18 protein-coding genes and 2 pseudogenes are annotated in these 23,969 nt (G+C 55.9%); 8 read left to right on the top strand and 12 right to left on the bottom strand.

The features are described 5' to 3' along the window. Window position 1: 1 nt before the first annotated feature. The 3 genes from ACR0JI_RS16895 to ACR0JI_RS16905 form a co-directional block, all read right to left on the bottom strand. On the bottom strand, window positions 2-1,510 hold the full coding sequence (locus tag ACR0JI_RS16895) for a sugar ABC transporter ATP-binding protein (RefSeq protein WP_480477828.1): 1,509 nt from the start codon (window positions 1,508-1,510) through the stop codon (window positions 2-4). A 10-nt stretch (window positions 1,511-1,520) separates the two neighbouring features. Then, the gene (locus tag ACR0JI_RS16900; protein WP_480477830.1) at window positions 1,521-2,486 is read right to left on the bottom strand and encodes an ABC transporter permease; all 966 of its coding nucleotides are present in this window, start codon (window positions 2,484-2,486) and stop codon (window positions 1,521-1,523) included. Between the two features lie 102 nt (window positions 2,487-2,588). Further along, entirely contained in the window at window positions 2,589-3,695 is a 1,107-nt protein-coding gene (locus ACR0JI_RS16905) for a sugar ABC transporter substrate-binding protein (protein ID WP_480477832.1), read from the bottom strand. Between the two features lie 267 nt (window positions 3,696-3,962). Here ACR0JI_RS16905 and ACR0JI_RS16910 point away from each other — a divergent pair, with 267 nt between their 5' ends. The 5 genes from ACR0JI_RS16910 to ACR0JI_RS16930 all read left to right on the top strand — a co-directional run bounded on the left by ACR0JI_RS16910 (window position 3,963) and on the right by ACR0JI_RS16930 (window position 9,046). Continuing rightward, window positions 3,963-4,610, top strand: a complete 648-nt coding sequence (locus ACR0JI_RS16910; RefSeq protein WP_480477834.1) for a TetR/AcrR family transcriptional regulator — start codon at window positions 3,963-3,965, stop codon at window positions 4,608-4,610. A 188-nt stretch (window positions 4,611-4,798) separates the two neighbouring features. Continuing rightward, entirely contained in the window at window positions 4,799-6,049 is a 1,251-nt protein-coding gene (locus ACR0JI_RS16915) for an ABC transporter substrate-binding protein (RefSeq protein WP_480477836.1), read from the top strand. Window positions 6,050-6,128: 79 nt separating this feature from the next. Beyond that, a complete protein-coding gene (locus ACR0JI_RS16920; RefSeq protein WP_480477838.1) occupies window positions 6,129-7,046 on the top strand; it encodes a carbohydrate ABC transporter permease in 918 nt (305 codons plus the stop codon). Further along, complete coding sequence (locus tag ACR0JI_RS16925) at window positions 7,046-7,927, top strand: carbohydrate ABC transporter permease (RefSeq protein ID WP_480495230.1); 882 nt, start codon at window positions 7,046-7,048, stop codon at window positions 7,925-7,927. The genes ACR0JI_RS16920 and ACR0JI_RS16925 overlap by 1 nt, the downstream gene beginning before the upstream one ends. Before the next feature lie 3 nt (window positions 7,928-7,930). Continuing rightward, entirely contained in the window at window positions 7,931-9,046 is a 1,116-nt protein-coding gene (locus ACR0JI_RS16930) for an ABC transporter ATP-binding protein (RefSeq protein WP_480495232.1), read from the top strand. 102 nt (window positions 9,047-9,148) lie between these two features. Here ACR0JI_RS16930 and ACR0JI_RS16935 read toward each other — a convergent pair. Further along, window positions 9,149-9,883: pseudogene (locus ACR0JI_RS16935) on the bottom strand (IS5 family transposase). 566 nt (window positions 9,884-10,449) lie between these two features. Between ACR0JI_RS16935 and ACR0JI_RS16940 the strand changes: the two are divergent. Both ACR0JI_RS16940 and ACR0JI_RS16945 read left to right on the top strand, forming a co-directional pair. Then, window positions 10,450-12,441: a DEAD/DEAH box helicase gene (locus ACR0JI_RS16940; protein ID WP_480495234.1), complete on the top strand. Its 1,992-nt coding sequence runs from the start codon at window positions 10,450-10,452 to the stop codon at window positions 12,439-12,441. A gap of 343 nt (window positions 12,442-12,784) precedes the next feature. Beyond that, the gene (locus tag ACR0JI_RS16945) at window positions 12,785-15,283 is read left to right on the top strand and encodes a hypothetical protein (protein ID WP_480495236.1); all 2,499 of its coding nucleotides are present in this window, start codon (window positions 12,785-12,787) and stop codon (window positions 15,281-15,283) included. A gap of 517 nt (window positions 15,284-15,800) precedes the next feature. Here the strand turns inward: ACR0JI_RS16945 and ACR0JI_RS16950 are convergent. After that, a complete protein-coding gene (locus tag ACR0JI_RS16950; RefSeq protein WP_480495238.1) occupies window positions 15,801-16,031 on the bottom strand; it encodes a hypothetical protein in 231 nt (76 codons plus the stop codon). A gap of 372 nt (window positions 16,032-16,403) precedes the next feature. Between ACR0JI_RS16950 and ACR0JI_RS16955 the strand changes: the two are divergent. After that, window positions 16,404-17,090: pseudogene (locus ACR0JI_RS16955) on the top strand (IS6 family transposase); the annotation flags it as partial. A 28-nt stretch (window positions 17,091-17,118) separates the two neighbouring features. Here ACR0JI_RS16955 and ACR0JI_RS16960 read toward each other — a convergent pair. The 7 genes from ACR0JI_RS16960 to ACR0JI_RS16990 are packed head-to-tail and all read right to left on the bottom strand — an operon-like array spanning window position 17,119 to window position 23,933. Next, on the bottom strand, window positions 17,119-18,135 hold the full coding sequence (locus tag ACR0JI_RS16960; RefSeq protein WP_480495240.1) for a proline racemase family protein: 1,017 nt from the start codon (window positions 18,133-18,135) through the stop codon (window positions 17,119-17,121). A 20-nt stretch (window positions 18,136-18,155) separates the two neighbouring features. Then, window positions 18,156-18,911 carry an SDR family NAD(P)-dependent oxidoreductase gene (locus tag ACR0JI_RS16965; protein WP_480477854.1) on the bottom strand — a complete coding sequence of 252 codons (756 nt, stop codon included), beginning with the start codon at window positions 18,909-18,911 and terminating at the stop codon, window positions 18,156-18,158. Further along, entirely contained in the window at window positions 18,911-19,672 is a 762-nt protein-coding gene (locus ACR0JI_RS16970) for an SDR family NAD(P)-dependent oxidoreductase (protein WP_480477856.1), read from the bottom strand. Before ACR0JI_RS16970 ends, ACR0JI_RS16965 begins: the two co-directional genes overlap by 1 nt. After that, window positions 19,669-20,466, bottom strand: coding sequence for a pyrroline-5-carboxylate reductase (locus ACR0JI_RS16975; protein ID WP_480477858.1), 798 nt, complete (start codon window positions 20,464-20,466; stop codon window positions 19,669-19,671). The genes ACR0JI_RS16970 and ACR0JI_RS16975 overlap by 4 nt, the downstream gene beginning before the upstream one ends. 2 nt (window positions 20,467-20,468) lie before the next feature. Then, entirely contained in the window at window positions 20,469-21,947 is a 1,479-nt protein-coding gene (locus ACR0JI_RS16980) for an aldehyde dehydrogenase family protein (protein ID WP_480495242.1), read from the bottom strand. A 10-nt stretch (window positions 21,948-21,957) separates the two neighbouring features. Continuing rightward, window positions 21,958-22,659 carry an SDR family oxidoreductase gene (locus ACR0JI_RS16985; RefSeq protein WP_480495245.1) on the bottom strand — a complete coding sequence of 234 codons (702 nt, stop codon included), beginning with the start codon at window positions 22,657-22,659 and terminating at the stop codon, window positions 21,958-21,960. Window positions 22,660-22,679: 20 nt separating this feature from the next. Continuing rightward, window positions 22,680-23,933, bottom strand: a complete 1,254-nt coding sequence (locus ACR0JI_RS16990) for an NAD(P)/FAD-dependent oxidoreductase (RefSeq protein ID WP_480477864.1) — start codon at window positions 23,931-23,933, stop codon at window positions 22,680-22,682. Window positions 23,934-23,969 lie beyond the last annotated feature (36 nt).

Consider the following 23,969-nt stretch of genomic DNA (forward strand, 5'->3'; position numbering starts at 1 on the left):
CTCAGATCATATGGTGGACAAGGTCGTACAGCGACGGCTTGTCTCCCGGGCTGCAATCGAAACGTTTCTGTGCGACACCATCCTTGAGAACGATGATTGTGTGGCTGAGGCCGATGGCTTCTTCCAGAGTATCTGCGACCAGAATGATGCCGACACCGTCATCCGACATCTCGCGCACCATGTCATAGACATCCTCTTTCGCACCGATATCCAGACCGCGTGTCGGATGGTCGAGCAGGATGATGTCGGATCCGGCTGACCGCCATTTGGCCAATACGACTTTCTGCTGGTTACCCCCCGACAGCCCGCCGCAATCCTTGTAGACATCCGGTGTCTTGATCGCGAGGCGATCTATCCATTTGCGGGCCAGCGCCTTTTCCTCGGCAATGCGCAGCACGCCCGAGTTGGCATAGTTCCCCATCTGACTGAGCGTCATGTTCTCGTAGACGTTCATCCCGGCTACGATGCCTTCGACCTTGCGTTCGCGGGGGACGTAGCCCACCCCGCCCACGACACCGGCCTGCGCGGTAAATCTGCTGACGGCTTTCCCCTTGAGTATCACCATACCCGAGGACGGGGTTTCCAAGCCAAAAATCGTTCGCAGGATGGCCTCTCTCCCGGACCCTTCGGTGCCAACAAGACACAGAACCTCGCCAGGATGCAGTTGGAACGAGATGTCTGTGTATTTGCCGCTGACCGACACGTCGCTGAACGCGACAAGGGGATGCGCAGCGGACTGGTAGGGGTTCTGCTTCTGCTCGCGGTAATATTCTTTGTCGACGTCACGACCGACCATCTTGTGCTGGATGGAGCTGACATCGGCATCATCGTGGGCAACGACATCCACAACCTCACCATCCTTCATCACGTAGATGCGGTCGGAAAGCTCCAGGACCTCATCCATACGGTGGCTGACAAAGATGAACGACGCACGGTTGGTCAGTTCGCGCACTAGGCCGAACAAAAGCTCGACCTCTTCTGTAGCCAGAACCGATGTCGGCTCATCGAGCAGGATAACCAGATCACCGTCGATCCGTTCTTCCAACGTCAAAACCTTGGCCAACTCCACCAGTTGCCGTTGTGCAAAGGACAGCTTTGACGTGATTATTCTGGGCTCGATATCCAGTTTAACCTTGGCCAGTTGCTTGCGCGCGGCCTCGGCCATAGCGTTCCAGTTGATGACGCCAAAACTGACGAATTGCTGCTCGAACCCCAGAAAGATGTTTTCCATCACAGTCAGGTTCGTGATCAGGGATTGCTCCTGAAACACCATGCCGATCCCATGATCCATCGCCTGGCGCGGGTTCTGAAATCGAACTTTGATACCGTCGATCGTGATGTCGCCGCCATCGGGTTGGTAAGCGCCATAGATGACCTTCATCAGGGTCGACTTTCCCGCGCCGTTTTCACCCACAAGGCCAACGATCTCGCCTCGTTCAATCTTGAAGTTGACGGATTTCAGCGCGTGAACGCCGGGGAATTTTTTGTCAACGTTTATAAGTTCGTACATCTGCCCGCCCCTATTTCACGAAGGTTACGGATTTTCGGTCGGTCGACAGAACCACCGCGGCAATGACCAGAACGCCCAGAACGCCGTCCTGCACGTAGCCCGGCAGTCCGATCACAACCATGCCGTTGTTAATGACATTTACGATCAGAACGCCGATCAGCGTGTTCCAAACACCGCCAATTCCACCCCAGAGTGCGGTGCCGCCCACGACGACCGATGTTATTGACACAAACATGAAGTTCGACCCGGTCGCGGTTTCAGCAATCCCGATCCGTCCAACCGCAAGCAGCGCGCCAACCGCGTAGAAAACCCCAGCCAGCGCAAATCCCATGATCCGCACGCGTTTGACGTTCAGGCCAGATGCATGGGCCAGCTCTTCACCCCCGCCAACGGCGTAGAAATTCCGCCCCAAGGTCGTACGCGATTGGATAAACCAGGCAATCAACAGAAGAAACAGGGCCACATAGCACATAATCGGAAACCCAAACCAACGCTCGGTCAGGAGCGAACGGAACAGCTCATCTTCGACCCGGATCCGATCACCCCCGGTTAATAGCAATGCAAACCCGGTACCTACAAAGCCCATGGCCAAAGAGGCCATGAAGGAAGGAACCCTGAGAATGACATGGACAAGCCCGTTCACCAGCCCGATTGCGGCGCCGACCAGCCCTGCCAGTGGAAGGGCCAGCCACGCCCAGGATGACAATGTGCCCCCCATACCAATAAAGGCAAAGGCGAAGACTACAGCACAGACCGAAACCGTACCTTCCATCGACAGGTCAATCGATCCCATGATGATGATGAATGTCACACCGATAGCGACCATCAGCGCAGGCGTGGACGAGATACCGATCCGTGCGAAGTTGCGCAGCGAGAAGAAACGGGGCTCAATCGCCGTAAAGAACAAAACCAGGACGATAAGGACGATCAGAGGGGCCCATTTGATCAGAACATCCCGTGCCAGCACATTACGCATGTGCTTCCTCCCACTGAGTAAATTATTCGGGCTGACTGCCCTTGAACTTCTTAGCCAGACATGAAGTGGCAGACCGGGCTATAACCCGGTCCGCCTAGGCCACTACTTGTACTGAATCTGGCCGTTTGACGTGGACCAAAAGTCTTTCCAGTCATAGGTGGGAACATCGTCCAGATATTCTGCCTTGAACGCCAGCGCATCTTCGGGCCGGACCATGATGGTCGGACCATAGAACTCGCGATGTTCATTGGGCTCTTCCGAAGGCTTGAAATGGCCGGTCGCCGCATAGTAGGCCAACGCCGCCGTTATGCCGCCGCCCCAATGCGGGTTGGTAAAGACGGTAGCCAGGATTTTGCCTTCGCCCACCAGTTGGACTGCCTGCGGGTTGCCGTCATAAGATACGATTGGCATGTCCTCGATACCTTCGGCGCGCAGCGCTTCGAGCACACCATAGGCGATTGTGTCGTTGGCACAATGAACCCCTTTGATCTCATCACCATAACGGGTCAGGAAGGCACTCATGACCTGATTGGCTTTCTGAGTATCCCAGTCGGCAGGCTCAGCGGCCAACAGCTCGGCGTTCGGATAGTCTTTCAGTGCGTTCTTCAGACCTGCTAAACGTTCAATCGCAGGGTTATTCGACGCGATGCCACCTAGATGGACAACGCCGCCTGAACCGCCCATCGCATCCAGCAGGATGCGCGCGGTCTGCTCGGCGGGCCCCTCGTCAGACCAGCTCATATGGCTGACATAGTTGTCCCCGAAATCCCAGGGATGCAGATCGTCAGTTTTGTTCCAAAGCGTCGAAACATAGGCGCCGGCTTCCACACAGGATTCCACCACCGGGCGCGCGTTTGGCGCGTCATTGGTGTCGATAGCCAACGCCAGCTCACCATTGGTTTTGGACAGCAGCGCCTTAACATCTGCCAGCGACTTCTCTGACGAGCCTTCATTGATCAGATGCGTTAGGAAATCCTTGGGCTTGCCGAGACTTTCAACGAAAGCCTCACCACCCGAAACAATCTCGTTCCAGTACGGATTGGTCCGGTTGCGGTACGACCATGCAACCGTCGGGTCTGTGATCGCCGCGCGCGCCATGCCGCCCAGCATACTCGATACTGCTGCGCCGCCCACACCATAGGCGGATGCGAGCAGGAAGCTACGACGGGTTATCGTCTCCTGCTCGATGTATTTTTTGATGAATGACATAATGTCCTCCCTTTCGATCAGCACTTGGGACCACAGGTACTTCCCATGTCGGCCCCTCCCCGACACATATCTCGCATAACGGCAACTTGCACCATTAATGCACTAACCAGTTACTTCTTTACGAAACGCTATGTCAAGCGTTAAGAATGAGGTAGAAACGAAGGTGGGCGGCACGCAGTAGCGTGCAATTTAAATCGGAAGGTCAGGCAATAGGACCGCGTTGGCCATTTTCACCGTGCAAGAAGCCCGGAAGAAAGGAAGTTCGTAGTGGTCGAAAAAACAAAAAACAAAAAGAAAAGAGATGCTGAGGCGACAAAGGCACGGATACTTCACGCCGCGAAGAAAGAGTTTGCCAAACATGGTTTGGGTGGCGCGCGCGTGGATGAAATTGCCGAGCGCGCGGATGCGAACAAGCGGATGCTCTACCACTATTTCGGAAGCAAAGAAGATCTGTTCCGAACCGTTCTGGAAGCGGCCTATCTCGACATCCGAACCGCGGAACGCAAGCTAAACCTGGAAAGCCTGTCACCGTCCGATGCCCTAGAATCCCTGGTGAGATTCACCTGGAAATACTACCTCAGGAACCCAGAGTTCATTACACTCGTCAATAGTGAGAACCTGCACCGTGCGCGCCACATAAAATCGCTTTCGAGTCTTCCGGAAACAACTAAAGGTCTCGTTGAGATGGTGGAAGAAATTCTGAAGCGAGGCGAAGAAAGTGGCGAGTTTCGTTCGGGTATAGACGCCACCCAGCTGAACATCACAATTGCCGCCATCGGGTATTACTACCTGACCAACAGGTTTACTGGCTCATTTCTGTTTCAACGGGATATGATGGACGAACAAGCCTTGAACGAGCGCTTGGACTTCAATGTCGACAGCATTCTGCGGATCGTTCGAAAGGAGCAGCCTTAGATGTAGTGAAACAAAAGCATCGAGTAATGCTGACAGTTGGATGATCTAAGAAATCCTTTCCTGCGTGGCCGCGACGTTACTTAGTGCCCACGCCAGGTACCGAATAAGTTTTCTTGACTTGGTGAACACTTGCGTCACTATAGAAAAAGTAACCGACCAGTTACAAAAGTACAATCAGGGAGGACATCATGAAAAAGATTGCCACGATACTGCACTTTACGACGGCAGTTGCCGCCCTATCCGTGACAGCTGCTCAGGCCGAAGATGTGGAAGTTCTGCACTGGTGGACATCAGGCGGCGAAGCTGCGGCGCTGAACGTGCTCAAACAGGATCTGGAAAGCCAGGGCATCGGTTGGCAGGATATGCCCGTTGCCGGTGGAGGTGGAACCGAGGCTATGACTGTATTGCGTGCCCGTGTCACTGCAGGTGATCCGCCCACGGCAGTTCAGGCGCTTGGTTTTGACATTCTGGACTGGGGAAATCAGGGGGCGCTTGCCAACCTGAATGAACTTGCCGCCCAGGAAGGATGGGATGAAGTTGTTCCCGAAGCGCTGCAGTTTTTTGCCAAAGTTGATGGCAAGTGGATTTCAGCACCTGTGAATGTGCATTCAACAAACTGGGTCTGGGCCAACAAATCCGTGCTTGATGCCAATGGTATTGCCGTGCCCGAGTCTTGGGAGGATTTCGTAGCTGCGGTTGAAACTCTGAAAGCGGCGGGCATTACGCCGATCGCGCATGGCGGCCAGGCCTGGCAGGACGCAACAGTGTTCGATGCGGTGTCCATGTCAACGGGTGGGCCAGATTTCTACAAGGCCGCCTTCGTTGATCTTGATGAGGAAGCTCTGGGTTCGGAGACCATGAAAGAGGCATTCGACCGGATGGTGTTCATTCGCGAAAACGTCGATGACAACTTCTCGGGCCGCGATTGGAATCTGGCGACGGCGATGGTCATCAATGGCGAAGCCGGCTTTCAAATGATGGGCGACTGGGCGAAGGGCGAGTTCCTGAATGCAGGCAAGGTCCCGGGCGAAGATTTCCTGTGCTTCCGCTTCCCCGGCACTCAGGATCAGGTCACATTCAATGCAGACCAGTTCATGATGTTTGATCAGGGCGGCACCGTTTCGACGGAACAGGCCGCTTTGGCCAGCGCCATCCTGTCCCCGTCCTTTCAGATCGCCTTCAACAAGGTGAAAGGGTCTGTCCCTGCCCGCACCGACGTGGATGGAAGCGAATTGGATGCCTGCGGCCAGCAGGGCATGAAGGACCTTGCAGCAGCGGCATCCTCGGGCAACTTGTTCGGCTCGATGGCGCATGGTCATGCTGCTCCGGCTTCGGTGAAGAATGCGGTTTATGATGTGGTCACCGCGCATTTCAACGGCGAGTATGACAGCGAAACCGCTGTCCAGGAACTGGTCGACGCGGTTTCCATCGCAAAGTGATCAACCTGCGTGGGGCGGTTCCTAGGGATCGCCCCTCACGGCTTTGAAATCCACGTAACCCGTTCTCAGGAGAGTTGCCATGGCCACGGTTGCCGAGGCAGATTTCAAGACCCGTCTGCAAAACTGGATTCCCAAGCTCGTCCTATCGCCGTCACTGGCTATGGTCCTGATTTTTGTCTACGGGTTCATTCTGTTCACGATCTACGTATCGTTTACCGACAGCCGCATTTTGCCGTTCGTCGACAAGGACGGGCAGCGGACATTCGACCTGATCGGGCTGTCGAACTACGAAAAGCTGTTCAAGCTTTCCCATTGGGAGATCGCATTGACCAACATGGCCGTCTTTGCCGGTCTGTATATCGTAGTCTGCACATTTATCGGCCTGACACTGGCCATTTTGCTGGACCAGAAAATCCGCGGCGAGGGATTTTTGCGCCCGCTTTACCTCTACCCAATGGCGTTGAGTTTCATTGTAACCGGCACCGCCTGGAAATGGTTTCTGGATCCCGGCATCGGACTGGAAAACATTGTGCAGTCCTGGGGATGGCAGAGCTTCGAGTTCGACTGGATCAAGAACCGGGACTTCGCAATCTATACAGTCGTTCTGGCGGCCGTCTGGCAAACCTCCGGGTTTGTCATGGCAATGTTTCTGGCCGGTTTGCGCGGCATCGACAACGAAATCCTCAAGGCCGCTCAGATGGACGGCGCATCGAACTGGAACCTGTATCGCCGTATTATTATCCCGCAACTGCGACCAGCATTCCTTTCGGCATTCGTGATCCTTGCGCATCTGGCAATTAAAACCTTCGACCTTGTCATCGCGATGACCGGAGGTGGCCCCGGCAGGGCGACGGAACTGCCTGCGACTTTCATGTATTCCTACACGTTCAGCCGCAATCAGATGGGGATCGGTGCATCCTCGGCCGTCATCATGCTGATGACGATCGCAGCAATCATGATCCCTTATCTCTATGCTGAGCTGAAGGAGAAGAAGTGATGGCCGTCGCAAGCCCTGACACCGCTATCCGAACGGGCCGATTCACTCGCACGCTGATCTACGTCGTGCTGATCCTGTTCGTGTTGTTCTACATGCTTCCGCTTTATGTCATGCTGGTGAATTCAGTGAAACCGCTGTCAGAAATCACCGGCGGAGGGATGATGTCCCTTCCAAATGCCTTCACGCTGGAACCATGGGCAAAGGCGTGGTCCACCGCGCAGGTCGGGGTCGAGCCGACAGGTCTCAGACCCTATTTCTGGAACTCAATTTCGATGGTCGTCCCGGCCGTTGCAATTTCAACGGTACTAGGGGCGCTGAATGGATACATTCTGACCAAATGGAGGTTTCGCGGCGACACGATCCTGTTTGGGTTGATGCTATTTTCCTGCTTCATCCCCTTCCAGATCGTACTGATCCCCATGGCTGCGATCCTCGGCGTTCTTGGCCTGTCCGGCAAGACCGCCGGACTGGTTCTGGTCCATGTGGTTTATGGCGTCGGTTTTTCGACGCTTTACTTCCGGAACTACTACGCGGCGTTCCCGACCGAATTGGTTCGGGCCGCTCAAATCGATGGCGCCGGATTCTTTCAGATCTTCTGGCGCATCTTGTTGCCATCCTCGGGCCCGATCATCGTGGTTTGTGTGATCTGGCAGTTCACCAACATCTGGAACGACTTCCTGTTTGGTGCCTCCTTCGCCTCGGGCGATGGCGCCCCGATGACAGTCGCCCTGAACAACCTTGTGCAAAGCTCGACCGGCGTTAAGGAATACAACGTCCATTTTGCCGGCGCGATCCTTGCCGCAATGCCAACCCTGCTCGTCTACATCGTTGCCGGACGCTATTTCGTGCGCGGCTTGATGGCGGGCTCTGTTAAGGGGTAACCGATGGGTTTTCTCGATATCGACAACGTCACCAAATCCTACGGCTCTGTCGAGGTTCTGCATAAAGTCAATATTGCCGTGGAAGAAGGCGAGTTTCTGGTGCTTGTTGGGCCCTCGGGTTGCGGCAAATCCACACTGTTGAACATGATTGCGGGCCTAGAGGGCATCACGTCGGGGGAAATCCGGATCAAGGATGCGCGCATGAACGGAGTACACCCGTCCAATCGCAATATCGCGATGGTATTCCAGTCCTACGCCCTTTACCCGAACATGACAGTCGGTCAGAACATTACCTTTGGCCTGGAAATGCATGGGGTTCCCAAGCCCGAACGTGAAAAGGCGATGGCAGATGTCGCCAAGCTGCTGCAGATCGAACAGCTGCTTGACCGAAAACCGGGCCAGTTGTCGGGCGGTCAACGTCAGCGGGTTGCCATGGGTCGGGCGCTGGTGCGCAACCCTGACGTTTTTCTGTTCGACGAGCCCTTGTCCAATCTCGACGCCAAGCTGCGGGTCGATATGCGCACTGAAATCAAGAAACTGCACCAGAACCTCGGCACAACCATTGTCTACGTGACCCATGACCAGATCGAGGCGATGACACTTTCGACCCGGATTGCCGTTATGAATGGCGGATATGTTCAGCAACTGGGCACGCCAAAAGAGATTTACGATACGCCGGCAAACCTGTTCGTCGCTACATTTATGGGCTCACCGTCAATGAACCTGATCAAGGCATCCGTACGGATCGAAGGGGCCTCGGTATATGCAGTTACATTTGATGATCGCGGCGACGAAGTGCGACTCGCGCTTTGTGCGTCTTCGGACGCTATAAAGGCATATGAAGGTAAAGATGTGTTATTGGGTATCCGCCCCGAAGCGCTTACCGATGTGGAAGGCGCTGATCATCGGTCAACGCACATTGTGTCGATCCGAAACACGGTGACGGTGACAGAACCCGCAGGCTCGGACACCTTTGTGGCCACAACGATCGGAGGCGCCGAATGTGTCGCCCGCATGCGCGCGGATGCTGAGGTTGCGCCCGGCCAACAGGCCGAGTTTGCTTTCAATATGGAAAAGGCCGTCGTGTTCGACCCGGTATCCGAGAACAGAATTGTGTAAATGCGCAAGAACAACTAAGGGAAGCACGAGGCGTGTTTTCGGCCAACTCGGGGTCGGTTGCGGCTGGGGTGAAATCCTGCCCTAGGCTTCAGACTCATTTATTTACAGCCGGAACAAGACGGTGGCTACGAGCGCGATGTCCGGGAGGAAGGCCTTTAGGCATCTGTCGCAACGGGTGGCCAAACGGGCCAGTCCTTCACGCGACCGAACATGATTTCAGTTCTATTTCTTCGTTTGTCGCGGCGCTTGTCGTGCCGGGCAGGCTTGTCGCGTGTCTTGCGGCCCGGGATGCAGGGCATTCCGCCTTTGTCTATCAGGGCTTCACGAAACCAATCCGCTTCAAAACCGCAATCACCAAGTAACCAATCATCCAATGGCAGGCTGTACACCAGAGCCCTGGCGCCTGTGTAATTGCTCACCTGGCCAGCGGATATGAAGAAGCGTATCGGGCGTCCGAGAGCATCGGTAATGGCATGCAACTTTGTATTCATACTGTCCTTGGTTCGTCCGATCAGTATGCCACGCCCCCCTTTTTCAGTTGCAGGCTTGAGGCCGTGCGGAGCGCTTTGAGTTAGGTCGCGTCAATCGCGATGGTCTTGTGATCGGCCCCTCCGCTGCCGCCCCGGCCATGATCCGAGCAAACTCCCATGTCGCTCCGCCGCTTTCAACGGTGGTACAGCGCCTTGGGCGGTCCATATTCGCGAGGGGCATCAGGTCACTGCAACCCATTGCTGTTAATAAAGATAATACCACTCAGGACACGTCGGTCTTCAACCCTCGGCTTGCCATACTCTTCGGAGCGTAAGGCTTCAGACGCTCCCACTGTTCGTCATTCATCTAGAATAGATTGCTTGTTACACGCCCCAAAAAATCTGGGACATGAACCAAGCAGTCTAAGTCCTGGCAACCGATTTAATGGGTCCAGAACCTAGATTGGCCGGTGGAAACACAAGCCACTGAAAAAACAGGTGGCAAAGCACAGGCTATTTCCCGCAAAGCAAAGATAATCAGGCCTACTACCCGTCTGTCGCCCGGGCAAAAAAGGTGCGTGAAATCGTGTTAAGTACCTATTCTCGCCTCGCGTCATCGCTCAACCACTATCATTCGGCGGTCAACAAGGCCGCGGCACTAATGGCGTCGACCCAAATCTGTGATAGGTGGCGGCACGAGCGTCAATCGCTTAACGACTGTAACAGGTCCAAGCCGGAATCTGCATGATCGTCAATCCAGACACAAAAGCTTGCGACATATCCTTGACGCATTCGGGCGCGCGTTACGGGCTATACATCTGAACCAAAAACCACTATCGCCAGATCTTTCCCGGCAATTGGTGACCCATGAATGATTTCTCTGCCCTCCCGAAAACCCTGTCCGCAGCTCTGTCCCAAAAAGGCTATAGCAACTTGACGCCTGTACAAGAGGCTGTGTCAGATGAAGCGCTGGCAGGAAAAGATCTGCTTGTCTCTGCGCAAACCGGTTCCGGCAAGACCGTGGGCTTCGGGCTGGCGATGGCAGAAGAACTTCTCGACAAGCACGGCCGTTTTGACCGACCAGCAGCGCCTTTGGCCGTGATCATCGCACCCACGCGCGAACTGGCTCTGCAAGTGCGGAGAGAATTCGACTGGCTGTTTGCCGAAGCCGGGATCGTTACTGCATCGGCTGTCGGTGGTATGGATGCGCGCACAGAGCGCAGGGCGCTTGAACGCGGCGCACATGTCGTAGTCGCCACACCTGGGCGGCTGCGCGATCATATCACACGTGGGGTGATCGACCTGAGCGATCTGCGGACCGTCGTCCTCGACGAAGCCGATGAAATGCTGGACATGGGGTTCGCCGAAGATCTTGAATACATCCTTGATCAAACGCCCGAAAACCGGCGCACCCTGATGTTCTCTGCCACTGTTCCACGAGGCATTGCCAGGCTTGCCCAGACCTACCAGAAAGAGGGTGCGCAGCGGATTAAGGTCGGAAGCGCAGATGTCCAGCATTCGGATATAACCTATAGTGCCTTGAACGTAGCTCCGTCGGATATTGAAAAAGCGATCATCAATTTGCTGTGTTATCACGACGTTCAAACCACGATTGTGTTCGCCAACACCCGGTCTATGGTGGCGCGCCTGACCGCGAAACTTTCCAATCGGGGGTTTTCTGTCGTCTCACTGTCAGGGGAACTCAGTCAGGCAGAGCGCACCAACGCGATGCAAGCCCTGCGTGACGGGCGCGCGCAGGTTTGCGTTGCGACCGACGTGGCCGCCCGCGGCATCGATCTTCCAGGGTTGGAGTTGGTGATCCATGCGGATCTGCCCTCAAATGCGGAAACTTTGTTGCATCGCTCTGGACGGACAGGCCGTGCCGGACGCAAGGGAACATCCATTCTGATCGTGCCGGCTCGGCAGCGTTCAAAGGCACAACGATTGCTGAAAACCGCCAAGCTGGAGGCCGAATGGGGCGCACCACCCTCAGCCGATGAGGTGTTTAAACGGGAAGAGGAACGCATCATTTCCAATCCCGCCCTGGATGAGCCGCCAAGTGCTGAGGAAACGGCTTTTGCCGAGCGGCTGCTCAGCGGAAGAACTCCCGAGCAGATCGCCGCAGCCTATATGCGCCTCTACCGAGAGCGCCACTCGGCACCCGAGATCCTTGGAACGGCACCAGAGTCTGGAAAACGCGACACTGATCGGCGCGTGGCGTTTGGGCCAAGCACATGGTTCTCACTTTCTTTGGGACGCAAACAGCGTGCGGAGCCGCGTTGGTTGCTGCCAATGCTGTGCCGCAACGCGGGTTTGTCCAAAGACGCTATCGGCGCAATCCGCGTTCAGTATCAAGAGACCTTTGTCGAGATCGCCAATGATGCTGTGCCCGCAATGAAACAAGAACTGGGCGCTGATCTCATCATAGAACAAGGTGCGACGTTGACCGAGCTGGTGGGCACGCCAGATTTCGATGCCTCGCCCAAAGGCCCGCCTGCAGCCCCACAATCATCGGACGAGCCCGCCAAATCCCGAGGGCTTGATTCAGGCAAGCCGTCGAAAGCTGCGCCTGGCTTCGAGCGTTCTGACCAAGATGTCCGGACTGAATCCGAGCGCCCTAAGAGCAAAGGAAAATCTGCGGCACGCACGTCGAACAAACAAGCAAGCGAAGACAAGAAAAAACGGGACTCGGCTCCGCAAGCGCGACCGACGCGTGAGCGCGGAAATGCCAAACCACAGCCCGTCGCAACGGATAAGAAGCGACAAAAGCAAGATAAGAACGCTTCTGACACATCCAAATCTCTGAAAGCACAAAAGGCGCGTTTCAAGACCGACACCAAAGACCAGAAAGCGCCGCGTTCAAAAAGCAAAAACGGCAAGGGCGGAGAAGCAAGGCCTTTCCGCAAGCCTTCAAAGAGAAACTGAGCGCTCGGGCAAGAGACATTCATCAAGGACACCGGTACAGTGGCGCATCGTCCTAGGCGGTCCTTAATCCTTCCACCCAATCCGCTTGAGGGCGAAGGACACGGACGGCCAAGAGCAGACATGGATCGCGTTCAAATGCGCATCGATGTTTCTTCGCAAGGCGGACTTTCATGTGTGTTGCAGCCCTTCGGGCTCAATTGGCAAGGTCATCCGTCGCGCAGAACGCTCTGACCGGTCAGCTTTAGCGCCTTGGTTCACACAATTGTTTGTGTATCATGTCACAAAACGGTGCCGCTTTAAAGATTTACACAACCCTTGGCCACACTTCTGCGGAGTGTAGTTAGTGCCCGCCAATAATGATCTCTCATGGCCTGAAGCGTTTATCGAGCTTTTGCCACTGGTTGCTGACAAGTGGTCAGTAGAGGATGAAATTTATTTTCACCGTCAGCTAAGTGCCGGTAAGTCCGGAGCCCTTGTTTATATTGTCGACATTACATGCGACGCGTTCAGCGGCCACGCCATTCTTAAGTTTGACGCTCTTCCCGATCCGGAATGGAATGAAAAGGCCGAAAACCAAAGGCATCGGGAGGCGTTCGAAGCAGTTCCCGCGTTTGGATCAAGGCATTTGGCGCGCATCGTCCACTCTTTGGAATACGACGGTAAGATTGCGATACTTTCCACCGTTGTGGCTCAAGGGCTTGAATACTCACTTCCCTGGAACGATTGCGGCTACGAACTGGCCTTGAACGTACTTGAGCGGCTGTCGACAAGCCTGCTTGATGACTGGAACGTTGATTACAGCATGGCGCCTGGTTTGCAATCGCCTCGGGATCTGCTTTCGGGATGGCTCGGCTATAGATTGGATCCTAAGCTAGGTCGGCTTCATCACTTTCTTTCGGGTATTTGCGGTCATGACCCGAATGAACGTTGTCTGATGTTTGAAGGACATTGGTACCCGAACCCACTGGCTTTTGCCTGTGACGAGCATCTTCCAAGCCGGTTGAGCGTAAGAGCAGCAAAAGGTCGAGTGCACGGGGATCTGCATGGCTACAATGTACTGGTTCAAGCGCACAAAAGCCGCGATCCAGATTATTTTCTAATCGATTTGGCACTGTACGAAGACAAGCAGTTCTTATTTTATGATCATGCCTATTTCGAGTTGGCATACCTCTTGGCGCGGCGCGGAAATTGTGTACCTGCCCAATGGGATGCTATCCTTGATGACCTTGGCCTCTTTCATTCAAAACACCACACATTAGGGCTTTGGCAGGATGACGTCGGCATCGTCGAGTTTGTCAGAACTCTGCGGCGAGGCGCTATGAGTTGGGTTGAGCGCCACGAAAGCCACCGGCTCAGCTTTATGGAAAGCCAATACTTGCTGGCCCGTGTCGCAGTGGGACTGAATTTCGCACATAAGAACCTCAGCGTCGGTGCGCGCAGCCACGCATTCTTGTATGCAGCTCACAATCTCAAAGACTACATGACGCTCAACAATGTTGAATGGCCCAGGCTCGGACCTGTGTTCCGTTTTCCAACAACGCTGGAACCTTTGACCGAACCTCGACCTGAGGCCGAAACACTTGCACCAATAACCAAACCTCCCGCCGAAAAAGACCGACTGTATGATCAGATGGTTACCCAGCTACCGACGCCACAGAAGCCGGTCATTGCGGTGCTGCCGTTTGACTGCATTAGTGGACAAAGCGACACCAACGGATTTGTGGCTGGCATCAACCATGAACTCGTGACCGAACTTGCCAAAGTGGATTGGCTGTCAGTCGTCTCACCTTCCTCCACCAAGCTCCTCAAGGATGCTTCTTTGCTCGGAGAAGAGATCGCGCAACGTCTCGGGGCTCACTATTTGGTTGAGGGCACCGTCCGTTATGACGATCAGCGCGTTCGCGTAACTGCCCATCTGGTAGATACATCGACCGGGCATGATCTTTGGGCCGATCGCCTGGATCACAAGACAGAAGATGTCTTTTCCTTGCAGGAGGAGATCGCATCAGCCGTTGTGGGGCACATAGATTGGGAGTTGCGGTTCGACGTGCGTGAGCAAGCGCGGCTAAAACGTGGCGAAGTCAACGTATGGGACAGCGTTCAAAAAGCACTGTGGCATCTGTTCAAATTCACAGATGAAGATACTCAGAAGGCAAGGGATATTCTAAACAGAACAATAGATATCGCACCAGACTATGCACTTGCGCACGCGGTGATGGCAAATGCCGAGCTTCGGAAACTGTTCTTCGTACAGGTCGATAATCGAAATGAGGCCAGAGAACGCGCGCTTTATCACGCAGAGCGCGCTGTGGCGTTGGATGAACAAAGCAGTTTTGCGCATGCCAGTCTTGCCCGTGCCTACACGCAGTTCAACAAACACGATGCCGCTATTGCGGAGGCACAGCTTGCCGTCAGCCTCAACCCAAGCGCGGCAAACGCTCACTTGGTTCTTGGATATGCGCATCTCGCGAACGGGCAAGCAAAGCTAGCGCTATCGCATTTCGAGACCGCAACCCGGTTTGGACCATCGGGTCCTTATTTCAAGGTGAAATTGTTGGCTAAGGCCTTTTGCCTTTACTTTCTCGACCGCTTTAGCCAGGCCGAAACTTGTGCGAGAACGGCATTGGAGGGCAAATCGGTTGATCCATTCGGCCGTTATGTGCTGGCGGCGATACTGATACGGCAGAAAGCCACAGACGAGGCGAGACGAATAATTGTACAGAGCCAAGAAAAACGCCCTGACATGACCTGTTCCCGTGTCTGTCTGGCATTCGAAAACCTGCAACAAAGCAATCTTGACAGGTTTGCCGGAGATCTTCGGAAAGCTGGGTTGCCGGATTGAGCTTGGCCCTTTTCGATCTGCGCGGTGCGGCAAAGCACTTCTTTCAAATCGTTTGGCCAGAAAAGGAACCCATCGCACGCTGGGTGCATGGTCAAATGATCTAGAAACCGCTTTGGAGGGTTTCGCTCGAGCAAAAACTTCGCGGCAAAACCTCTGGGATTTTGGCAGATCATCCAACAACATCGGGCACAGCAAGTTTCCTGCCTGCGGCCCGGCCCAGAGGTAATCAACCCATTGATCGGTCGACTCGTTGTACCACCGGTACCGTTCGATCTTGTCATACAGCCCGTTGACGATGGTTTGCTGTTCTGAAATCGGAAAGCGCACCCAATCATCTTCAGTGATAATCATGATCTGAGACTTATAGGACAGGTCAGGCAGGTATTCGTCCAACGCCACAGCTTCGGCAAGGCTGGGGTCTGATTGGCGTGATACCTGATCAGCTCTGCGGCCACTCCAAGAACCTGTGCAAAGAAATGATCAGGGTTCACGACGTACCGCTCGGCCTGGTCGACAATCATCTGCAATGCTTCTTCCAGGTTATGCGCTCACGGATAATCCGGTTCAGACTTTCGGCGCTCAGCCCCGTGGTAGAATACTGATCATCGAATTCGCGAGGACCTGCATCTGTAACCAGTACGATAAGCCGACGCCCAAAGTCGCTCCAGTCCATGTCTTCCAATGCGTATTCAATACCGCGATAGCTGTCTTCGCGAAAATTCTTGCTGCTGGATTCCGCTTCTTGCATCTGATCGATGCCACTCAGGAAGTTGTCAACGTCAAGGCCCTGCTGAAGGTCCGCGAAAGTCCGAAGGTCATACCCAAGGCCCGGAGCTGCCTCGAGGCGGTCACGATAGCCGACAAGCCCGAAACTGATCGCGTCTGCTGCCCCGCTGATCCCGCGGCCTCTCGATAAACCTCCTGCAGTGCTGCACGGGTAGCGCGGATATACCGCTCCGTGGATATCGTGGTGTCCACGACAAAGACCACTGCTGTTTTTAGGTCACCCGACTTCTGACTACCCGATGGCGCCGGACGGTACGGGGGGTGTTGTCACGTTAACTGTGTTTTGTTGCTCTTGCCCGCAGTTGGACGTAGGTGACGTCGATGAAGTCATCGTCGATCAGTTACAAGCGCCACCAGTTTCCACTTGATATTCGCGCACGCGGTATGGCTGTACGTTCGCTTCAACCTGAGCTTCCGGGAAGTTAAAGCGATGCTGCTGCAGAGCGGAATCAGTGCATCATACGAGACGGTCCTGCATTGGATCATCAAGTTTGGGCCGGCGGTAGCTCGAAACCTGCGGCAGAGACAGAAGCGTTCAGGTGAGATCAGGCATTTGGATGAAGTTGAGGTGAGAATCTCAGATTGCAAGTATCGGCTTTGGCGCGCAGTCGATCAGCATGGCCTCGTGTTGGACGAAGTCCTCCAGCCGAAATAGGGCAAACGGGCGGCCATTCGGATGTTGCGCCGCCTTATTAAGCGTCTTGGTTTCCTTCCCAAGCAGATAATCACTGACAAACTGCGTTCATATGGTACCGCCAAGCGCGAGCTGGCGCAGGAGTTGGATCACTGGTCGCTCAAAGGCTTGAACAATCGAGCCGAGAACAGCCACCTCCCTTTCCGAAAGAGGGAACGGACGATGCAAGCCCAACGCTCTTCAGGAGGTTTACCGAGGTTCATTGCCACCCATTCAGCCATTCGGAGTTATTTCTGTATTCCCTCTCGCCGCCGCTCCGCCTTAACAATCCGATGTCACCGCCTCGAGGCACTTGACGTCTGGAATGCTGCCACTCAAGCTGCTTGAAGTCCGAAAGTTCCTTGCAACTTCCAATCTAACCGCCCCAAGTGTCTGATAGACGAAAACCCTGAGGGAAAGGGTCGGTCGGATCCAAGCCGATCTGGGTTAACCCGTAGATCCAGCACTGCCCCGACACTCGGTTCCGGATCGCCGCATATGATCCCACGTTGGTGATGTCCAAAAGCTCGGTGGTGAACTCGCCTCCGATGATCGAACGCGACACCACAATGTCGCCCGGTGATGCCAATCCTGCCGCATGACGCACCGCCATGTTGGCGTTCGATCCAGTGCCGCAAGGCGATCGGTCAGCGCGCCCAGGGCGCAGCGTTGTGCAGGTCCGCACCGCACCATCCGAGTCCGTTGACCGGAACATGACATAGGCCAGACCGTTCAGAGCCGGAGTGGTCGGATGCGGCGCATCTTCGGTTTCGGCGATCATATCACGTAGGGCGACTCCGCGCGTGGCAAGCTCGCGGGCGTTGCCCGGAGTGATCGACAACCCGATCTGGTCCACATCCACCAGTGCATAGAATACTCCTCCAAAACACAGATCATAGCGGATCTTCCCCCAGTCCGGGATATCGATTTCACTGTCCTTCTTGGCAACAAATGAAGGCGGCATATCCAGCGACACTTTGGTCACCTTCCCGTTGGAACAACGGGCCACCGCGCGCACCAGACCAGCAGCGGTATCCAGCGTCACGGTTGTTTCGGGCTCGACCATAGGGATCATGCCCGTTTCAAGCAGGGCCGTGACTGCACACATTGCATTGGATCCCGACATCGCATGGGCCTGATCAGGTTGCAGCACGATGAACCCAATGTCTGCCGCAGGGTCGCAAGGCGGGACCAGCAAACAAAAAGACCCGGCCGGGGCCGAACGCGGTTCCGAGCACAAGAGCTGGCGCAGGCTGTCATCGACCTTGTTCAAATGATCCAGCTTATCGGCCATGGTTGCCCCGGGAATGTCCAGCACTCCTCCGGTCACGACACGGCCGATTTCGCCGGCGCAATGCACGTCGACCGTTTGTAGAATTCGGGACCAGCGCATGAGTTTGTCCTTTCCGTTTTCTAAGCCACAGCCTGCGCACCGGTGATTTCCACCACCGAGCCACAGAGGTATTGCGCCTCGTCCGAGGCCAGAAAAGCGATGAGGGCGGCAATCTCATCTGGCTCTCCAATCCGGCCAAACGGCACAAGTGCATTCAGATCGGCAAGACTGCGCCCTGAGCGTGCCAGATTGCTTTCCAGCATCGGCGTCCGGACTTCGCCCGGGGCAACGCCATTCACGCGAATATTGTCCGGCGCATAGTCGCGAGCAAGGTTCTGGGTGAAAGCAACAACAGCCGCCTTGGCAGTGTTATAGGCGATGTGGCCTGGCGCCGGGTGAATCCCCCATTGCGATGCCGTATTGACGATAGCCCCACCACCCTGACCCTGCATCACCGGGATGACGGCCTGACACACATGAAATAGTGCATCGACATTGACGGCGAAGGTTTGTTGCCAGTCTTCAGCAGACAGTTCCATCAAAGCGCCCCGCCGCATCAGCCCGGCATTGTTGCACAACACGTCTATCCTGCGCCCTGCGCAAGTCCAGTCCCGGACAAAGCCCCGAATCTTTGCAGGATCGGTTAGGTCAAACGCTTGGGCTTCCGCCTGACCTCCAGCCGCCCGTATGTTCCCGGCGACGGTTTCCGCCCTGGTCAAATTTGCATCGGCGACACAAACCAAAGCCCCTTCATCTGCAAACCGCTGACAGATCGCGGTGCCAATACCCCCTGCTCCACCGGTGACGACAACAGATTTTCCTTCAAAACGCTGCATCATGACCTCATCTGACTTGCGCCATTTATATCCAGAACCGCACCTGTAAGCGAAGCCTGCGAGGGCCGAAGAACAAAGGCTACTAGTTCGGCAATTTCCTCCGGCTTGGCCATCTGACCCAGCGGGATGCCCGAAAGGGCAGCAGCTTCGCCATGCGTGTGGATGAAATCCTCGGACATCTCGGACCGCACCCATCCCGGCGCAATAGCCACCGCCGTAATCCCGTCGGCGCCGAAGCCTCGCGCGATGCTTTGGGTCAGGTTGATCAGGGCCGCTTTGGTCGCGCCATAAGACATCGCCTCGGCCCGATATCCGCCCTGCCCTGCGCGCGACGCCATGTTGATGATCCGCCCGCCGCCTTGCGCCCGGAAATGCCGAATGGCCGCGCGGCTCAGATCAGCGGTGGCCATCAGGTTGACCTGAAGATCGCCATGCCAGACCCGATGCCAAGACTCTAAAGGATCATCCACGGATGAAGCCGTTAGAATGCCCGCGTTATTGATTAGCGCATCTATCCGGCCTGCTTGGGTTTCGGCGGCTTCCCACAGCGCATTTGGCCCCAAAGGGTCGGACAGATCAGCGGCAAGTGCACTCGCCCCTTGCCCAATCTCTGTTGCCAACGCCTCGGCACGGGCCGCGTTGCTGTGATAGTGCAGCAAAACACGTGCACCCACTGTTGCCAATTCGCGTGCGATAGCCTGGCCAATGGACCCGGTGGCCCCTGTCAACAGAACGGTTTTATCTTGCAGAGAACGAGTCAATCCGCCCCTCCCTCGGTCGCTTGGCGCGCATTGCTCAGCCGTAGCAATACGATGTCGAGCCCCGCTTTCAAGGCCTCGGGGCCACCTGCATTTGCAAAAACCTCGAACAGTTGCGCATTCAGTCCTGCGGGCGTCGAGTGTTCGACCCGCAGCAATTCATAAGGTTTGTCGCGATCTTCCATTGCCGTATGCGCCAATCCGGAAAAAACTCCGCTCAGATAGTGTTGCGCATCCACCCGCCCAATCCCATTGGATTGCATCCAGTCTGAGACAGCACCCAGAAAACCAAAATACGTTCCCATCACAGCACTTGCAGCGGCGAAAGCATCAAACTCTTCCACTGTTCGGGCGCTGACCACGGCCCCCAGCGGGCCAAACAGCGCTTCGCCAACCGGGTCATGCGGAAACAGAACCGTCACGCCACGATGATGGGCGACCGAGGGCAAAGGAATTGCACGGAACAGGCGCACAGACGTGCCGATCCAGTCTTGCAGAGCCTCGTGGGTCACCGTAGCGATCAGGCTGCAAACATGCTGCCCCTCGGCAAATCGAAAGGACGATAGCACCGCCTGCGCGTCCTGCGGGCGGATAGCTAGAAACACCAGATCGGACCCATCAACAACGGCCTGCGCGTCTGTGCAGACCTGCACCTTTTCACTCACCGCTGCCAACCGCGCCGAGATGGTGCGATTGCGTTCGGTGACGTAGATTGCAGTGACATCAACATCTGACGCCAGCAATCCGGTCACCACCGCTTCGGTTATGACGCCAGTTCCGATGAAGCCAAGTCGCATCCCTACTCCTTGATATACCAACCCCAGGGTTTAGAGCGGTCATAATACGTGATTTGTTTGGTTTCGAGGTAGTTGTTCAGGCCCCAAACTCCCAGTTCCCGCCCGATGCCCGATTTTTTGTATCCGCCCCAAGGCGCTTCAGTGAAGGTCGGTTGCGAGCAGTTGATCCAGACAATGCCAGCCTGAAAGGCCCGGGCAACACGCTCAGCGCGGTCGGTATCGGCGGACATGACGGCTGCAGCCAGACCAAATTCCGATGCGTTGGCAAGCGCGACCGCTTCTGTTTCTGTGGTGAAGGAGCGGACACAGACCACTGGTCCAAATATCTCTTCGTTCCAGACAAAACCATCCAGCGGTGCATCGGCAAAGATAGTGGGTTCAACATAGCAGCCCTGCTCAAAGCCTTCTGGAACGCCACCGCCACAGACCAGCCGGGCACCCTCGGCCTTGCCCTTCTCGATCGCGGCCAGAATTTTCCCTTGCTGCACCTTGTTGACCTGCGGGCCTAGCAACACGCCATCCTCCAGCCCATGGCCAATCTTGATCTTGCCAGCCTCTTCAACCAGCCGGGACATCACCGCATCATAGATCGGAGCCTCGACCAGCACACGCGAGGTGGCCGAGCACACCTCACCCTGGTTCCAGAAGATACCAAACATGATCCACTCGACGGCTTCTTCGATGGGCGTATCTGCAAACACAACCAAAGGCGATTTGCCGCCCAGTTCCAATGAGATGGTTTTCACATTCTGCGCCGCTGCCGCCATGATGCGCGATCCGGTTGGCACCGATCCGGTAAAAGCAAGCTTGTCCACATCCGGGTGTTCAGCCAGCCGCGCGCCTGCATCCGGGCCGAAACCGGTGACGATGTTCAATGCTCCGGCAGGCAGACCTGCCTTAAGTGCAATATCCCCAAGCTCAAGCGCTGTCAGCGGTGTGATCTCCGAGGGTTTAAGCACAACCGTACACCCTGCGGCCAACGCTGGGGCCACTTTCCACGAGGCCATCAGCATCGGAAAATTCCACGGGATGATCGCACCCGCCACCCCAACAGGTTCCTTCACAGCCTTTGAGGTGAACCCCTCCATGCCCAAAGGAATTTGTTCTTCGGCATTATTGTCCAGACGTTCCGCCAGATCCGCATAGAAGTGAAAGACTCCGGCCGTGTCTTCGATATCCCACACCGCCTCGGGTAGGGGTTTGCCGTTATCCATCACCTCCATCCGGGCCAGCTCATCCGTGCGCGCAGAGATTTCGTCGCCCATCTTGCGCAAAACAGTGGCGCGCTCGGCACCGCAAAGTTTTGGCCAGGGGCCGGTGTCAAAAGCCGTACGGGCCGCTTTGACCGCCGCGTCGACATCGGCTGGACCACCTTTGGCGACTTTGTGCACGACCTCATTGTTCGATGGGTCCACCACGTCGAACACCTCGCCAGAGGCGGCAGCAACCCATTCGTTGTTGATAAACAGTTTGTCCCGCATGGCGTTTCCTTTACATATTCCGGGTGACGCCGCCGTCGACGCGCAGAGATTGACCGGTGATGTAGCTGCTGTCGTCACTCAGCAGAAACGCAGCCGCTTTGGCCTGTTCCTCGGCCCGAGCCAGACGGCCAAGGGCCGACATCTCGGCGAATTTATGCGGCAAGTCGAGGCTGTCGGTGAAACCGGGCAGCAGGCAGTTCATGCGGATATTGGCCGGGCCATACCGGTCCGAGAATTGCTTGGTAAAGCTGGAGACACCAACGCGGTAGACGCTGGAGGTCGGAAAGGTCAGAGATGGCTCAAATGCTGAAAAGGTTGTGATGTTGACGATTGAGCCACCACCCTGCGCCTCCATCACCGGCGCCAGCAGCTTCGCCATGCGGATGACCGGTTTCAGAACCATCTCATGGGCGCGATCCCAGTCCTCTTCCGGGATTTCAAGCAGATCTCCTTTAGGCGGGCCACCCACATGGATCAGGCAAGCGTCGATGCGCCCAAAGGTGGCCATGGCAAGGTCAAAGACCGCCTGCGTATCCTCTGCGTTTTCGGCCTTACCTCGGTGGGCAACGCTGCCTAGCTCCTGAGCCAGTAACTCGCAGGACTCCGATGGTGACATCAGCGCCAGATTGTATCCCCGCGCGTGCATTTCGCGCGCCGTGGCTGCGCCCATTCCGCGCCCACCACCAATGATAAGACATATCTTTTCGGTCATGGTCCGCTCCTGTTTTCAAATTAAAATCGGTCGACCCTATAGGGGTGCAGATCGACATCGGGTATCTCTCCGGAAATGAGCTGCCCCATCAACCGGGCCGCAGTCGCAGCATAGGTAAGACCCAGATGTCCATGTCCCGTGGAATAGAACACCCCCGGCATCTTGCCTGAGGTTGACATCACCGGGATCGTATCCGGCAAGGCCGGCCGGTGTCCCATCCATTCGGATGTTTCATCAAGAGATAGCCCCGGTAGCGCCAGACGTGCCCGCGCGACAGTGATCCTGGCGCGGCTATAATTGGGCGCGGCCTCAAGACCCGCCATCTCGACGGTTCCGCCAATACGAATTCCACTGGCAGTCGGGCTCACCATGAACGCCTTGGCAGGCCAGATGATCGAATGGCCCAGTGTGACCCCCGGAGACATGATCTGCGTGTGATAGCCACGCTCTGTCTCCAATGGCAGCGGTTCACCCAGCATTTTGGACAGACGGGCCGAAAAAGCCCCAGCACAGATGACCACATGTTTCGCACGCAAACGAGCGCCGTCACCAAGACACACGGTCTTTTCTTCGCCCGTTGCCTCAAACCCGATGACATCGCCCCGAACGATCTGTCCGCCCCTGGCTGCAATAATCTCAGCAAGCCGGGACACGATGTCGAACGGATTTCGAACAGTCCGGTTATCCGGCAACAGGACCGCTTTTTGAATGACCGGAGCAATGTCTGGCTCCAGTTCGCGCAACCGATTGCCGCCGATCACTTCATAATCGAAGCCGTACCGGTCGAGCATGTCCAGCCGCTCGCGATCCGCCTCGAACTCCTGATCGTTGGCATAAAGCGACAAGCACCCCGTTTCGCTGACATCATCCGCAAGGCCTATCTCAGCCATCAGGGCCTGCATGTCCGGCAATGCACGTTCACACAGCGCCGCTCCGTTCGCCTCCAACTGCCGCAGCCGCGATGGCAAACCAGCCCTGAAGAACCGTAGGAACCACGGGACAAGACGTGGAGCATAAGCCGGAGCCACGCGTATGGGTCCTTCGGGGTCCAATAGCCAACGCGGCGTTTGCATCCAGACAGAAGGGCGCGACACCGGCATAAATTCGGTCACGGCGATCGAGGCCATATTGCCGAAAGACGCACCGTTTCCAGGCGTCCCACGATCAATGAGGGCCACCCTGTGTCCCCGTTTCTGAAGCTCATGGCCAAGCGCAGCACCGATGATACCGGCGCCGATGATGGCTGTGTCAAACTGATGTTCGGTCTGGGGCATCGCAGTTCGCAAACTTGAAGGACGACCGGGCGCGAA

This window comes from Ruegeria sp. N10 (assembly GCF_056531545.1).

Excerpts from the sequence above, each read along its gene's own strand:
- ACR0JI_RS16895 (WP_480477828.1), bottom strand. The coding sequence starts at position 1,510 with ATGTACGAACTTATAAACGTTGACAAAAAATTCCCCGGCGTTCACGCG.
- ACR0JI_RS16900 (WP_480477830.1), bottom strand. The coding sequence starts at position 2,486 with ATGCGTAATGTGCTGGCACGGGATGTTCTGATCAAATGGGCCCCTCTG.
- ACR0JI_RS16905 (WP_480477832.1), bottom strand. The coding sequence starts at position 3,695 with ATGTCATTCATCAAAAAATACATCGAGCAGGAGACGATAACCCGTCGT.
- ACR0JI_RS16915 (WP_480477836.1), top strand. The coding sequence starts at position 4,799 with ATGAAAAAGATTGCCACGATACTGCACTTTACGACGGCAGTTGCCGCC.
- ACR0JI_RS16920 (WP_480477838.1), top strand. The coding sequence starts at position 6,129 with ATGGCCACGGTTGCCGAGGCAGATTTCAAGACCCGTCTGCAAAACTGG.
- ACR0JI_RS16925 (WP_480495230.1), top strand. The coding sequence starts at position 7,046 with ATGGCCGTCGCAAGCCCTGACACCGCTATCCGAACGGGCCGATTCACT.
- ACR0JI_RS16930 (WP_480495232.1), top strand. The coding sequence starts at position 7,931 with ATGGGTTTTCTCGATATCGACAACGTCACCAAATCCTACGGCTCTGTC.
- ACR0JI_RS16950 (WP_480495238.1), bottom strand. The coding sequence starts at position 16,031 with ATGCAAGAAGCGGAATCCAGCAGCAAGAATTTTCGCGAAGACAGCTAT.
- ACR0JI_RS16960 (WP_480495240.1), bottom strand. The coding sequence starts at position 18,135 with ATGCGCTGGTCCCGAATTCTACAAACGGTCGACGTGCATTGCGCCGGC.
- ACR0JI_RS16965 (WP_480477854.1), bottom strand. The coding sequence starts at position 18,911 with ATGCAGCGTTTTGAAGGAAAATCTGTTGTCGTCACCGGTGGAGCAGGG.
- ACR0JI_RS16975 (WP_480477858.1), bottom strand. The coding sequence starts at position 20,466 with ATGCGACTTGGCTTCATCGGAACTGGCGTCATAACCGAAGCGGTGGTG.
- ACR0JI_RS16980 (WP_480495242.1), bottom strand. The coding sequence starts at position 21,947 with ATGCGGGACAAACTGTTTATCAACAACGAATGGGTTGCTGCCGCCTCT.
- ACR0JI_RS16985 (WP_480495245.1), bottom strand. The coding sequence starts at position 22,659 with ATGACCGAAAAGATATGTCTTATCATTGGTGGTGGGCGCGGAATGGGC.
- ACR0JI_RS16990 (WP_480477864.1), bottom strand. The coding sequence starts at position 23,933 with ATGCCCCAGACCGAACATCAGTTTGACACAGCCATCATCGGCGCCGGT.